Origin of the sequence: Leifsonia sp. AG29, assembly GCF_009765225.1 — a bacterium.
In the GTDB taxonomy this organism is placed as follows: domain Bacteria; phylum Actinomycetota; class Actinomycetes; order Actinomycetales; family Microbacteriaceae; genus Leifsonia.
Genome location: NZ_VMSF01000001.1, coordinates 2,429,416 through 2,442,084, shown reverse-complemented (window position 1 = coordinate 2,442,084; position 12,669 = coordinate 2,429,416). Strand labels below are relative to the sequence as shown.

The 12,669-nt window shown below is 71.0% G+C and carries 12 protein-coding genes; 9 read left to right on the top strand and 3 right to left on the bottom strand.

What is annotated here, in order from left to right; translation table 11 throughout:
• The first annotated feature begins 77 nt into the window (after nt 1-77).
• The 6 genes from FPT20_RS11770 (at nt 78) to nagB (ending at nt 6,556) form a co-directional block, all read left to right on the top strand.
• The gene (locus tag FPT20_RS11770; protein WP_158865490.1) at nt 78-1,427 is read left to right on the top strand and encodes an extracellular solute-binding protein; all 1,350 of its coding nucleotides are present in this window, start codon (nt 78-80) and stop codon (nt 1,425-1,427) included.
• 168 nt (nt 1,428-1,595) lie between these two features.
• Complete coding sequence (locus FPT20_RS11765) at nt 1,596-2,519, top strand: carbohydrate ABC transporter permease (RefSeq protein WP_442786508.1); 924 nt, start codon at nt 1,596-1,598, stop codon at nt 2,517-2,519.
• Nucleotides 2,516-3,409 (top strand): carbohydrate ABC transporter permease, encoded by an 894-nt coding sequence (locus FPT20_RS11760; protein WP_158865486.1) that lies wholly within the window; start codon nt 2,516-2,518, stop codon nt 3,407-3,409. Before FPT20_RS11765 ends, FPT20_RS11760 begins: the two co-directional genes overlap by 4 nt.
• Nucleotides 3,406-4,878, top strand: a complete 1,473-nt coding sequence (gene nagZ / locus FPT20_RS11755) for a beta-N-acetylhexosaminidase (protein WP_158865484.1) — start codon at nt 3,406-3,408, stop codon at nt 4,876-4,878. Before FPT20_RS11760 ends, nagZ begins: the two co-directional genes overlap by 4 nt.
• On the top strand, nt 4,875-5,771 hold the full coding sequence (locus tag FPT20_RS11750; protein WP_158865482.1) for an ROK family protein: 897 nt from the start codon (nt 4,875-4,877) through the stop codon (nt 5,769-5,771). The genes nagZ and FPT20_RS11750 overlap by 4 nt, the downstream gene beginning before the upstream one ends.
• Nucleotides 5,771-6,556, top strand: coding sequence for a glucosamine-6-phosphate deaminase (nagB, locus tag FPT20_RS11745; RefSeq protein ID WP_158865480.1), 786 nt, complete (start codon nt 5,771-5,773; stop codon nt 6,554-6,556). The genes FPT20_RS11750 and nagB overlap by 1 nt, the downstream gene beginning before the upstream one ends.
• 56 nt (nt 6,557-6,612) lie before the next feature.
• On the opposite strand, the gene nagA is transcribed toward nagB, so the two are convergent.
• Genes nagA through purU form a run of 3 tightly spaced genes read right to left on the bottom strand, consistent with a single transcriptional unit; the run spans nt 6,613 to nt 9,005 of the window.
• Nucleotides 6,613-7,767: an N-acetylglucosamine-6-phosphate deacetylase gene (gene nagA, locus FPT20_RS11740; protein WP_158865478.1), complete on the bottom strand. Its 1,155-nt coding sequence runs from the start codon at nt 7,765-7,767 to the stop codon at nt 6,613-6,615.
• A complete protein-coding gene (locus tag FPT20_RS11735; protein ID WP_158865476.1) occupies nt 7,764-8,126 on the bottom strand; it encodes a YrdB family protein in 363 nt (120 codons plus the stop codon). Before FPT20_RS11735 ends, nagA begins: the two co-directional genes overlap by 4 nt.
• A gap of 21 nt (nt 8,127-8,147) precedes the next feature.
• On the bottom strand, nt 8,148-9,005 hold the full coding sequence (purU, locus tag FPT20_RS11730; protein ID WP_442786490.1) for a formyltetrahydrofolate deformylase: 858 nt from the start codon (nt 9,003-9,005) through the stop codon (nt 8,148-8,150).
• 68 nt (nt 9,006-9,073) lie between these two features.
• Here purU and FPT20_RS11725 point away from each other — a divergent pair, with 68 nt between their 5' ends.
• From FPT20_RS11725 to FPT20_RS11715, 3 genes are all read left to right on the top strand, one after another.
• Nucleotides 9,074-10,540 carry a purine-cytosine permease family protein gene (locus FPT20_RS11725; RefSeq protein WP_158865473.1) on the top strand — a complete coding sequence of 489 codons (1,467 nt, stop codon included), beginning with the start codon at nt 9,074-9,076 and terminating at the stop codon, nt 10,538-10,540.
• Nucleotides 10,537-11,085: a cysteine hydrolase family protein gene (locus FPT20_RS11720; protein WP_158865471.1), complete on the top strand. Its 549-nt coding sequence runs from the start codon at nt 10,537-10,539 to the stop codon at nt 11,083-11,085. The genes FPT20_RS11725 and FPT20_RS11720 overlap by 4 nt, the downstream gene beginning before the upstream one ends.
• 131 nt (nt 11,086-11,216) lie before the next feature.
• On the top strand, nt 11,217-12,539 hold the full coding sequence (locus FPT20_RS11715; RefSeq protein WP_158865469.1) for an MFS transporter: 1,323 nt from the start codon (nt 11,217-11,219) through the stop codon (nt 12,537-12,539).
• Nucleotides 12,540-12,669: the final 130 nt, after the last annotated feature.

Below are 12,669 nucleotides of genomic sequence, written 5' to 3'. Positions count from 1 at the left end.
ACCCCTGCACCGACGGTGCGCTGCGACCGCGGCCACCGACCACCACGAACAGCTCCACATCACGAAAGGACAACGCGATGAAGAGAAAGCTGGTAGGCCTCGCCGCTGTGGCCACCGCTTCCGCTCTCGTTCTCGCCGGATGCGCATCAGGCGGAGCCTCTGCTCCGAGCACCGACGGCAAGGGCAAGACGGTCACGCTGTGGCTCGTCGGCTCCGACACGCCCGACGCGCTCCGCAGCTACCTGAAGACGGAGTTCGCCAAGGAGACCGGAGCGACGCTCAAGATCGAGCAGCAGGACTGGGGAGACATCGTCACGAAGCTCACCACCTCCCTCCCGGACGCCAACAACACGCCGGACGTGACCGAGATGGGCAACACGCAGTCGCCCACGTTCACGAACGTCGGCGCCTTCCTCGACATCTCCGACATGTACAAGGAGCTGGGCGGCGACAACCTGCTGCCGTCGTTCGTCGAGGCCGGCAAGGTCGACGGCAAGAACTACACGCTGCCGTACTACTTCGGCTCGCGCTACATGTTCTATCGGAAGGACGTCTACCAGGCGGCCGGCGTCTCGGTGCCGACCACCCTCGACGAGTTCAACTCGACGGTGGCGCAGATCACCGCGAAGAACCCGAAGAGCATCGCCGACTTCTCCGGCTTCTTCCTCGGCGGCCAGGACTGGCGCGACGGCATCTCGTGGATCTTCGCCAACGGCGGGGACATCGCGAAGAAGGAGGGGAGCAAGTGGGTGGCCACGCTCGACTCCGCCGACTCGCTGAAGGGCCTGAAGCAGCTGCAGGACCTGTACAAGAACGCCTCCAAGGCACCTAACGACGCCAAGGACTCGAACCAGTACATCTACCTGAACGACACCGACCAGACCGTGGACGCGAACGGCACCAAGACGGGCGACACGTCGCTCGCCGCCGCGACGATCATGGCCCCCGGCTGGGCGCACTGGTCGATCGGCGACCTCTCCACGAAGGACGGCAAGCCGGTCCGCACCTGGAACGACGCCACATTCGGCACCTACGTGCTGCCGGGCACCGACGGCAAGCCCGCCCCCGTCTTCGCGGGCGGCTCGAACATCGGCATCTCGGCGAAGTCGAAGAACCCGGGCCTCGCCAAGACCCTCCTCAAGATCATCTTCTCGAAGCAGTACCAGGAGATGCTCGGCAAGAACGGCCTCGGCCCGGCGAACAAGGAGTACACCTCCTCGCTCGGCGACGACCAGTTCGCGAAGGCCCTCATCGCGTCGGCGTCGAACTCCAAGCTGACGCCCGCCGCTCCCGGCTGGGCCAAGGTGGAGGCGGCGAACGTCATGGAGGAGTTCTTCTCCAAGATCCGCGACGCCTCCGACCTGAAGGGCCTCGCCCAGCAGTACGACACCAAGATCAACGCTCTCCTCAACGAGAAGAACGGCTGATCCGCACCACCTGACACCGGTCGGGCGAGGGCGCGGAGGCACCCCTTCCGCGCCCTCGTCCGTGCCGTCAGACTTCACCTGGACCATCCCCGCCCGCCGCCGCCCGGCCCGGGCCCGCACAGAAGGAGGAGCGCCGTGACCGCGACCCGCGAGCCCGTCACCGCCGCGGTGGTGCCCCCCTCGGACACCCCGCCGGGCGCGCGCAGGCGCCGCCTCCGGCTCACCCCGTACGCGCTGCTGCTCCCGGCCGTGCTGATCCTGCTCGTCGCGCTCGGCTATCCCGTGGTGTGGCAGCTCGTCACCTCGATGGAGCACTTCGGCCTGGCCCAGCAGTTCGGCCAGCCGGCGCCGTTCGTCTGGTTCGACAACTACGTGACGCTGTTCTCGGACCCGTACATGTGGGTCGTGGTCGCGCGCTCGATCGTCTTCTGCCTGGTCACCGCGTTCGTCACGGTCGTGATCGGAGTCGGCCTGGCCCTCCTGATGACCGTGATCGGCCGCGCCTCCCGGGTCTTCCTCCAGATCACGCTCCTGCTCGCGTGGGCCATGCCGGTCGTGGCCGCGATGACGGTCTGGAACTGGCTCTTCGACTGGCGGCGGGGAGTGATCAACTCGGTGCTGACATCGATCGGGCTGGACTTCCGGAACCACAACTGGCTGCAGAACCCGCTGTCGTTCTTCCTCGTGGCGTCGATCATCGTCGTGTGGATGAGCGTGCCGTTCGTGGCGTTCTCCGTCTACGCCGGGCTCACCCAGGTGTCGACCGAGGTCCTGGAGGCGGCGCAGATGGACGGCGCACGCGGTGCCCAGCGCCTCCGGTTCATCATCCTGCCGATCATCCGGCCGGTGCTGGGGATCGTGCTGCTGCTGCAGATCATCTGGGATCTGCGCGTCTTCACCCAGATCAAGCTCCTCCAGGACAAGGGCTCCATCGCGAGCGAGACCAACCTGCTCGGCACGTACATCTATCAGCTCGGCGTCGGCTCGAGCGACTTCGCGATGGCGAGTGCCGTGTCGGTGTTCGTGCTCGTCCTTACGGTCGCCCTCAGCTGGTTCTACGTCCGGTCGCTGCTCAAGGAGGACGAATCATGACGACCGCCGCCACCGCCGCCGAGGTCTCCGCCGCGCGGGGTCGCCGCCTTCGTCCGCGGGTCCGGCCGGCCAAGGTGCTGCTCGGTGTCCTCGCCGTCGTGATCGGCCTGATCTGGGTCTTCCCGGTCTACTGGATGCTGAACTCGTCCCTCCTGCCGAACGTCGTCCTCCAGGGCACCACCCCGACCTGGCTGCCCTTCGGCGGCTCGTTCGACAACTTCACGGCCGTCATCGGCGGTGGCACCTTCTTCCCGGCACTCGGCATGAGCGTCGTGGTCGCCCTCGTCACGGTCGTCTTCTGCCTGGGGTTCGCCTTTCTCGCGGCGCTCGCGATCAGCCGGTTCCGGTTCCGCGGCCGGAGGGGGTTCGTCCTGGCCGTCCTGCTCATCCAGATGCTGCCGGCGGAGGGCCTGTTCATCGCGCAGTACAAGCTCATGGGCACGCTCGGGCTGCTGAACACCGTGATCGGCGTGAGCATCCTCTACATCGCCGCGGTCGTGCCGTTCACGATCTGGATGCTCCGCGGGTTCGTCGCCGGCATCCCGGCCGACCTCGAGGAGGCTGCCATGGTCGACGGGCTCAGCCGGACCCAGGCGTTCCTCCGGATCACCTTCCCGCTCCTGGCCCCGGGTCTGGTGGCCTCGGGCGTCTACGCGTTCCTCCAGGCCTGGAACGAGTTCACGGTGGCGCTCGTCATCCTGCAGGAGAACAGCAGCCAGACGCTCCCGCTCTGGCTGCGCGGGTTCATCCTCCAGTCGGCGTCCCGGGCGACCGACTGGGGCCAGGTGATGGCCGCCTCCACGCTCGTCGCGGTGCCCGTGATCATCTTCTTCCTCATCGTGCAAGGCCGGATGACGAGCGGGCTCGTCAGCGGGGCGGTCAAGGGGTGAGCGAGGCTCCCGTCATCGCCTCCACCGATCCGGAGGCGCTCCGCCGCCGCATCGCCGGCACGCTCCTCCCCGGCTTCCTCGGCACGTCCCTCCCGGATTGGCTCGAGGAGCGGCTGCGCGCAGGACTCGGCGGCGTGTGCCTGTTCGGTCAGAACATCGCCTCGCCGGGCCAGGTGCGCGAACTCACCGCGGCGATCCGCGATGCGAACCCGCAGGCCGTCATCGCCATCGACGAGGAGGGCGGCGACGTCACACGGCTCCACTACGCGACGGGGTCGCCCTACCCGGGTAACGCCGTGCTCGGACGGATCGGCGACGAGGCGTACACCGAGGCCGTCGCGCGCCGGGTCGGGCACGAGCTGAGCGAGGCGGGGGTCACCCTCGACTTCGCCCCGGACGTCGACATCAACTCGAACCCCGGCAACCCGGTGATCGGCGTGCGCAGCTTCGGCGCCGACCCGCAGCTCGTCGCCGCGCACGGCGTCGCCTGGACGCGCGGCCTCCAGTCCACCGGCGTCGCCGCGGCGGCGAAGCACTTCCCCGGGCACGGTGACACATCGGCCGACTCGCACGTGTCGCTGCCCGTCGTCGATGCCGGCGCGGACGCGTTGCGGGAACGGGAACTCGTCCCGTTCCGGGCCGTCGTCGACGCCGGGGTCCGCGCCGTGATGACCTCGCACATCCTCCTCCCGCAGCTCGACGCGGTGCATCCGGCGACCTTCAGCCCCGTCATCGTCGAGGGGCTGCTGCGCGGCGACCTGGGCTTCGACGGGGTCGTGGTGACGGACGCGCTCGACATGCGCGGCGCCAGCGGCGAGACCGGGATCCCGGAGGCGGCCGTGCGGGCGCTCTCCGCGGGCTGCGACCTCCTCTGTCTCGGGACGGGGAACACCGACGAGCAGCTGACCGAGATCGAGGACGCGATCGCGCAGGCGGTCGCCGCGGGTCGCCTCTCCGAGGAGCGGATCGTGCGGGCGGCGTCCCGGGTGGAGGCGCTCGCTGCCGCGGACGCGCTGCCGGCGACCGGTGACGCCTCCTCGGCGAGCGGCGAGCTGGACTCCGACGACGTCTCGCGTGTGCTCCGCAGCTTCGAGATCTCCGAGGCTGCGCGCCGGTGGCTGACCGGACTTCGTGAGCAGTTCTCCGTGGTTCGGATCGAGACGGAGGCGAACATCGCCGTGGGGGAGGCGCCGTGGTGTCCGCTCGCCGCCGTCGCGGCGGACCCTTCTGCACCCGTCGTCGTCATCGGGAGGGACAACCAGCGGCACCCGTCCGCTCGCGACACGATCGACCGGCTCCGCGCGCAGAACGACCGCGTGCTCGTGATAGACATGGGCTGGCCGGACGCCGGCCGCGCGTACGCCGACCTGGCCACCTTCGGCGCCTCGCGCCTGGTCGGGCGAGCGCTCCTCGAGCTCCTGGACGGGAGCGGCGACCCGGCCCGGAACCGAACGGAGTCGGACGCGTGAGACTGGGCATCGACATCGGCGGCACCAAGACCGATGCCGTCGCCGTGGACGGTCAGGGCTCGGTCGCCCAGCGGGTCCGCCTCTCGACCGGGTTCGGGCAGGCCGAGGTGGTGGAGACCGCCGTGACGGCGGTGACGCGGATCGGGGAGCTGACGGGGCTCGCAGCCGCGGGGTTCGACACGATCGGCATCGGCATCCCGGGCATGGTCGACCGGAGCTCCGGCCGTGTCGCGCACGCGGTGAACCTGGGGCTCGACCGGGTGGAGCTGGGCGATCTGCTCGCGGGCCGGCTCGGCCGCGGCGTCCGCCTCGAGAACGACGTCAACGCTGCGGCCCTCGGCGCCTACCACGTGCTCGGGCTCCGGGGCTCGATGGCCTACCTCAACCTCGGCACCGGCATGGCGGCCGGTATCGTCGTGAACGGGTCGCTGTGGAGGGGCGCCACCGGCATCGCGGGCGAGATCGGGCACCTCCCCGTCGACCCGGCCGGAGAGCTCTGCCGCTGCGGCCAGCGCGGGTGCCTCGAGACGATGGCGAGCGGATCGGCGGTAGCGCGCCACTGGCCGACCGACGACCCGCTGCCGGTCCGCGCGCTGTTCGCGGCTGCCGCCGCCGGTGATCCGGAGGCGCTCGCCGTCTCGGCCGTGCTGGCGGAGGGCATCGCCTCGGCGGTGCGCGTCCTGGTGCTGACGGTGGACGTCGACGCGGTGGTCATCGGCGGCGGTCTGAGCCACCTGGGTGAGCCCCTGCTCGCCCAGGTGCGGGAGGTGCTCGAGCGCTGGAGCCGGACGTCGCCGTTCCTCGCATCGCTGCAGCTTCCCCGGCGGGTCCGGCTCGTGCCCGAGGGGACCCCGGTCGCCGCCCTCGGGGCGGCCCTGGTAGGAGAGAACTGATGGCCGAAGTGGTCGTGGTGGCGGATCGTGACGCGGCGGGGGAACTCGCCGCGGCGAGCATCCTGGCGCTGATCCGGTCGAAGCCGGACGCCGTCCTCGGGCTGGCGACCGGGTCGACCCCGTTGCCGGTATACCGGGCGTTGGCGCGCGCGGTCGCCGAGCAGAACGTCGACGTCTCGCACGTGCGCGGCTACGCCCTGGACGAGTACGTGGGGCTGCCTGCGGGGCACCCCGAGTCCTACCGCTCGGTGATCACCCGGGAGGTCGTCGAACCGCTCGGGCTCACCCCGGCCCTCATCCACGTCCCCAACGGCGCGATGGAGACCATCGAGCACGCCGGCGCGGACTACGAGAAGGCCATCGCCGAGTCCGGCGGCGTGGACGTGCAGCTGCTGGGGATCGGCACCGACGGGCACATCGGGTTCAACGAGCCCGGTTCCTCGTTCGCGTCGGTCACCCGCGTCAAGACCCTCACCGAGCAGACCCGGAAGGACAACGCCCGTTTCTTCGCCTCCGAGGACGAGGTGCCGATGCACTGCATCACGCAGGGCCTGTCGACCATCCTCCGGGCGCGGCATCTGATGCTGCTGGCGTTCGGGGAGCGGAAGGCCGAGGCGCTCGCGGGCGCGGTGGAGGGGCCGGTCAGCGCCTCCAACCCGGGCTCGGCGATCCAGCTGCACCCGCACGTCACCGTCCTCGTCGACGAAGCCGCCGCCTCCGGGCTGCGCAACATCGACTACTACCGCTACGCCTACGCCCACAAACCCGCCTGGCAGACGCTGTAACCCGCTACGCCGGTCGGCGCGCTACCCGGTCGGGCCGGGGAGGCGCGGAGGCGCCGTCAGACGAGGGAGGCGCCGTCGGCGATCACCCGCTGCACCCGCCACTCGTGATCGAGGATGACCGCGTCCGCCAGATACCCCTCGTGGAGGCGGCCGAGGCGGTGATCCTCGCCGAGCACCTTCGCCGGGGCGTGGGTGAGGGCTGCGACGGCGGCGACCGGGTCGAGACCGACCCGGGTGACGGCGTTCCGCAGCGCGACATCCTGCGTGAGCGTCGAGCCCGCGATGGTGGAGGTGCCCGACAGGACGGCGAGCCCCTCCTTCACCGTCACGTTCAGGCCTCCGAGACGGTAGTCGCCATCGCTCGCCCCGGCCGCCGCCATCGCGTCGGTGACGAGCGCGACGCGCCCCGGCGCCGCGGTGAACAGAAGGCGCGCCACCGACGGGTCGACGTGCAGGCCGTCGAGGATCAGCTCGAGCGTGACCTCGGGGTTGTCGATGGCGGCGACCACCGGACCGGGTGCGCGGTGGTGGATGCCGTTCATCGCGTTGAAGGCATGGGTCAGGAGGCGCGCTCCCACGTCGAACGCCCGAGCGGCCTGCGCGTAGTCGGCAGTGGTGTGACCCACCCCGACGACGACGCCGGCCTCGATGAGCACGCCGATCGACTCGAGCGCGTTCGGCAGCTCCGGGGCGATCGTGGCGGTGCGGAGCGTTCCGCGCGCCGCGCCGATGAGCTCCTCGACCATCTCGGGCCCGGGGTCGCGGAGGAAGGCCTCGTCGTGCGCTCCGCGGCGCTCGCGGTTGAGGAACGGCCCCTCGAGGTGGGAGCCGAGCACGAGCGGGTCGGCGACGGTGAGCTCGGCGACGAGGCGGAGGCTCTCCCGCAGGGAGGCGAGCGGGTTCGCCACGTGCGAGATCAGGGAGCGGGTGGTGCCGTGCGCCCGGTGCGTGGCGAGGGCGGCCAGCATCTCCTCCCGGCCGTCGTCGTAGGGGTGGCCGCCTCCGCCGTGGCAGTGCAGGTCGATGAACCCGGGGGTCAGCCAGTGGCCGCCCGCGTCGACGACCTCGGCGCCCGGTTCACGGGCGGCGGCGTGCCAGCCCGTGCCCGAGCCGGTCGCGGTGATGTGCGCGCCCTCCGCGGTGAACCAGAACTCATCGACCAGCCCGGCCGCGTCGATCTTGCGGGCGCCGTGGACGACCAGCCGGCTCATGCGAACTCGCGCCGCCCGTTGATGACGCCGCTGACGGTCGCCACGACCGCGAAGACCACGGCGACGATCGGCTGGCCGAGGCTCCACCAGGCGAACGCCGCGGCGCCCATGACGAGGACCTCGACGATCGCCTTGACGAACGGGTCGACGTGGAGCACGGCCCGCGGCGAGCGGAACAGCGCCCAGAGGAGGATCGCGAGCGAGGGGGCGACGAGGCCGACCACGATGTTCCACGGCAGGGGCCACGCGACGAATCCCCAGATCGCCAGCGAGACGACCGCGAACAGCTCGAGTACGAACCGGAGGATGTCGTTCGGCCGCACCGAGATCGGTGCGCGCTGGTCGGATGCGGGAGTCACCCGATCAGTGTAGCGGCGGGGTCAGCGGAAGATGATGGTGCGTGCGCCGTCGAGCAGCACGCGGTCCTCGGCGAACCACTTGACCGCCTGGGTGAGGGTGCGGCTCTCCTCGTCCTGCCCGATGGCGACGAGCTCCGGCACCGACCGCGTGTGGTCGACCCGGACCACGTTCTGCTCGATGATCGGCCCCTCGTCGAGGTCGCTCGTGACGAAGTGCGCGGTCGCGCCGATCAGTTTCACGCCGCGGGCGTGCGCCTGCCGGTACGGGTTCGCGCCCTTGAACCCGGGGAGGAAGGAGTGGTGGATGTTGATGGCACGTCCCTCCAGCCGCTCGCAGAGGCCGGGGGACAGGATCTGCATGTAGCGGGCGAGGACGACGAGCTCGATGTCGTGCTCCTCCACCGCCTCCAGGATGCGAGCCTCGAACGCGGCCTTCGACTCGGCGTCGGTGACCGCGCGCGACTCGAACGGCACCCCGTAGAAGCCCGCGAGGTCGGCGAGCGAGTCGTGGTTCGACAGCACGAGCGGGATCTCGACCGGCAGCTGGCCGGCCCGCTGACGGAAGAGCAGGTCGTTGAGGCAGTGAGCCGCCTTGGAGACGAGCACCAGCGTGCGCAGGGGGCGGCCGACGTTGTCGACCCGGTGCGTCATCCCGAAGCGCTCGACGACCGGGGCGAGCGCCCGTTCGAACTCGTGGCGGTCCGCCTCCGACTCGACCTGGAGCCGCATGAAGAACCGGCCGGTGTCCGTGCTGGCGAACTGCTGGCTCTCGGTGATGTTGCCGCGCGCGGCCACGATCGCGCCGCTCACCGCGTGCACGATGCCCGGGCGGTCGGCGCAGCTGAACGTCAGGACCCAGTGGTTGGCGGAGGCGGTCACCAGATCAGGGTAGCCGTTGCGGGGCGTGGCGATTGACGAGGGGAGGGACGGTGCACTTGGATCGGTCCATGACCTCCACCGGCGAGGACGCACCCGATCGGCCCACGGGCGCGGCGTCCGCCTTCAACGTCGAGCTCAACGGGCTGAACACGATCCACGAGTCCGAGCGCAAGGGGCGCGCCCGCGACCTGTTCTGGCCGTGGTTCGCCGCGAACGTGTCCGTGTTCGGGCTGAGCTACGGCTCCTTCCTCCTCGGGTTCGGCATCTCGTTCTGGCAGGCGACGATCGTCGGCATCATCGGGATCGTGGCGTCGTTCCTCCTCTGCGGCATCATCGCGCTCGCCGGCAAGCGCGGCTCCGCGCCCACGATGGTCCTCAGCCGCGCCGCGTTCGGCGTCGACGGCAACCGCGTTCCCTCGGCCCTGTCCTGGCTGCTCACCGTCGGCTGGGAGACGGTGCTCGTCTCGCTCGCCGCGCTCGCCACGGCGACCGTGTTCCAGGAGCTCGGCTGGCAGGGCGGCGTCGTCACGCGTCTCGTCGCCCTCATCGTCGTCGTCGCGCTGGTCATCGCGGGAGGCGTCATCGGCTTCGACCTGATCATGAGGATGCAGGTCGTGATCACATGGGTGACGGGCATCCTGACCGTCGTCTACATCCTGCTCGTGCTCGGCCACATCGATCTCGGTGCCGTCGCCGCGCTTCCGGCGGGCGACGTCCCGCATATCGTCGGCGGCTTCGTCTTCATGCTGACCGGCTTCGGGCTCGGCTGGGTCAACGCCGCCGCCGACTACTCCCGCTACCTCCCGCGCTCCACCCGAAGCGCCGGGGTCGTCGGCTGGACGACGTTCGGCTCGTCGCTCGCGCCGGTGATCCTCCTCGTCTTCGGCATCCTGCTCGCAGGGTCGTCGCAGAAGCTGAGCCAGGCGATCGGAGCCGATCCGATCGGCGCGCTCGCCTCCCTCCTCCCGACCTGGTTCCTCGTGCCCTTCGTCATCGTCGCGGTGCTCGGGCTCGTCGGGGGAGCCGTGCTCGACATCTACTCGTCGGGGCTGGCCCTGCTGAGCGTCGGGGTCCGGCTGCCGCGCTACGCCGCTGCCCTGGTCGACGGCGTGATCATGACGGCCGGAGCGATCTACGTCGTGTTCTTCGCCCCGGACTTCGTCGGTCCGTTCCAGGGGTTCCTCATCACGCTCGGCGTGCCGATCGCCGCCTGGTGCGGCATCTTCGTGGCCGACATCGCCCTCCGCCGCCGCGACTACGCCGAGCCGGAGCTGTACGACCGCGCGGGCCGCTACGGCGCCGTGCGCTGGCTCCCGATCGCCCTGATCGTGATCGGGACCGTGATCGGCTGGGGCCTCGTGACCAACGCGAGCGCGCCGTGGCTGAGCTGGCAGGGCTACCTCCTCGGGCCGATCGGCGGCAAGCAGGGCGACTGGGCCTTCGCGAACCTCGGCGTGCTCGTGGCCCTGGTCATCGGGTTCCTCGGCACGCTGCTCTTCGCGCGCGCGGCCGTGCGCGGCCAGGAGGAGCGGTGAGCGAGCCCGTCCTCGTCGTCATCGACATGCAGCAGGTCTTCGGCAATCCCGCGAGCGAGTGGTTCACGCCGCGGTTCTCGGAGGCGGAGGCGGTCATCGCGAGCATGGTGCCGGCCTTCGGCAAGCGAGTGGTCTTCACCCGCTTCGTCGCTCCGGAGCGCCCGGTTGGCGCGTGGGTGCCGTATTACGAGCAGTGGCCCTTCGCGCTCGTGCCCGCCGACGACCCCATCTACGACCTCGTCCTCGCCTTCCGTGACACCGGGCATCCCGTCGTCACCGAGCCGCGCTTCGGCAAGTGGGGGCCGGAGCTGCAGGAGGCGCTCGGCGGCGCTGACGAGATCGTCCTGGCGGGAGTCTCGACGGACTGCTGCGTGCTCTCCACGGCGCTCGCCGCGGCCGACGCGGGCGTCCGCGTGCGGGTCGCGGCCGACGCCTGCGCGGGCCTGACCGACGCCGACCACCAGCGCGCCCTCGACGCCATGGCGCTCTACGCGCCACTGATCCAGATCACCGACAGCGCTGCCGCTGTGGCGGCCCTCGGGTAGAATCGTCAGCGGTCGGCGGATCCCGCACGGCCCTGGGCGCGCACACGGGCGCGTAGTCGACCCGCCTGACCCTGACGGCCGCGAGATGCGGCGGACGGGCGGGGAACGCCATCCATTTGGACAGCACCGACATGACCGTCACCTCATCGTCGTCGTCGCTGAAGACCGCCCCCCGGTTCCCGTGGGTGGGGCTGATCGCCCTCGCCTCCGCGGTGTTCCTCTCGGTCACCAGCGAGATGATCCCGACCGGCCTCCTCCCGGACATGAGCGCGTCGCTCGGCGTCAGCGAGGCGCAGATCGGCCTCCTCGTCACCGTCTTCGCCTTCACCGTCGTCATCACGAGCACGCCGCTCACGGCGCTCACCCGGCGCTGGCCGCGCCACGGCATGATCGTGGGGATCCTCGTGGTGCTCGGTGTCTCCAACGCGCTCACCGCCATCGCGCCGGACTACGCCTTCGTCGTCGGCTCCCGCGTCCTCGGAGGCATGGCGCACGGGATGTTCTGGTCGATCGTCGGCGCATACGCCGGTCACCTCGTGCCGAAGGAGCAGATCGGCCGCGCCGTCTCGATCACCCTCGGCGGGGGCACCCTCGCTTTCGTCTTCGGCGTGCCGCTCGGCACATTCGCCGGGCACCTCTTCGGCTGGCGCCTGTCGTTCGGGATCCTCGCCGTCCTCATGGTGGTCGGCGCGCTGGTCGTGTGGAGGTTCCTCCCGGCCGTCCAGCGCGAGGCCGACGGGCCCCGGCGGCCCCGCCGGGAGCGGGCCGCCGACGAGCCGGCGCCCCCGCGCGCCCGCGACCGGACCGTCCCCCTCGTCGTCGTGGTCTGCCTCATCGCGGCGGTGACGATGATCGGGCATTACGCGTTCTACACGTTCGTGGTGCCGTTCCTGACCGGGCCGATGGGCGTCCCGGCGGGGGAGGTCGGTGCGCTGCTCTTCGTCTACGGCATCGCGGGCGCCGTCGGGCTCGTGCTGGCCGGCTCCGTGTTCGGACCCCGGCCGCAGCTCGGCCTCGTGCTCGCGCTCGTCGTGACGGGCGCTGCGGTGGCGGCGCTCGCCGTCCTCGCCGCGGTGCCGGTGGCGGGGCTCGCCGCCTTCATCCTCTGGGGGCTGGCCTTCGGAGCTCTTCCGCCCCTCCTGCAGACCCGGCTGCTGCACGAGTCGTCCGCCGCGTTCCGCGACACCGCGAGCGCGCTCTACACGACGTCGTTCAACGTGGGCATCGGTGGAGGCGCGCTTCTCGGCTCCCTCGTGTTCGGCCTCGGCGGCCTGCTCCTGCTCCCGTGGTGCTACATCGCACTGCTCGCGGTGTCGCTGGTGCTCGTCCTCATCCTGCGCCGCCTGGCCCCGCCGCCCGCCCCCGCCGCCTCCGCCGCCCCCGCCCCAGCCGCCGCCTCCGCCTCCGCCGCCTCCGCCGCCTCCGCCGCCTCCGCCGCCCCGCCGCGGGATTGAACGGTCGCTAGTGGCCCCTCCCGACGGCGTGTCGCCGTCCGATGCGGGCCATTAGTGACGTCTCATCGCCGGGTTGGGCGGCTGGACTGTGGATAACTCGCCCCGGACCGGGGGAGAGCCGCCGAGTCGG

What these genes read in the sequence shown, in the direction of transcription:
- FPT20_RS11760 (WP_158865486.1), top strand. Translation starts at nt 2,516, where the DNA reads ATGACGACCGCCGCCACCGCCGCCGAGGTCTCCGCCGCGCGGGGTCGC.
- FPT20_RS11725 (WP_158865473.1), top strand. Translation starts at nt 9,074, where the DNA reads ATGACCTCCACCGGCGAGGACGCACCCGATCGGCCCACGGGCGCGGCG.
- nagA (WP_158865478.1), bottom strand. Translation starts at nt 7,767, where the DNA reads ATGAGCCGGCTGGTCGTCCACGGCGCCCGCAAGATCGACGCGGCCGGG.
- FPT20_RS11770 (WP_158865490.1), top strand. Translation starts at nt 78, where the DNA reads ATGAAGAGAAAGCTGGTAGGCCTCGCCGCTGTGGCCACCGCTTCCGCT.
- nagB (WP_158865480.1), top strand. Translation starts at nt 5,771, where the DNA reads ATGGCCGAAGTGGTCGTGGTGGCGGATCGTGACGCGGCGGGGGAACTC.
- FPT20_RS11715 (WP_158865469.1), top strand. Translation starts at nt 11,217, where the DNA reads ATGACCGTCACCTCATCGTCGTCGTCGCTGAAGACCGCCCCCCGGTTC.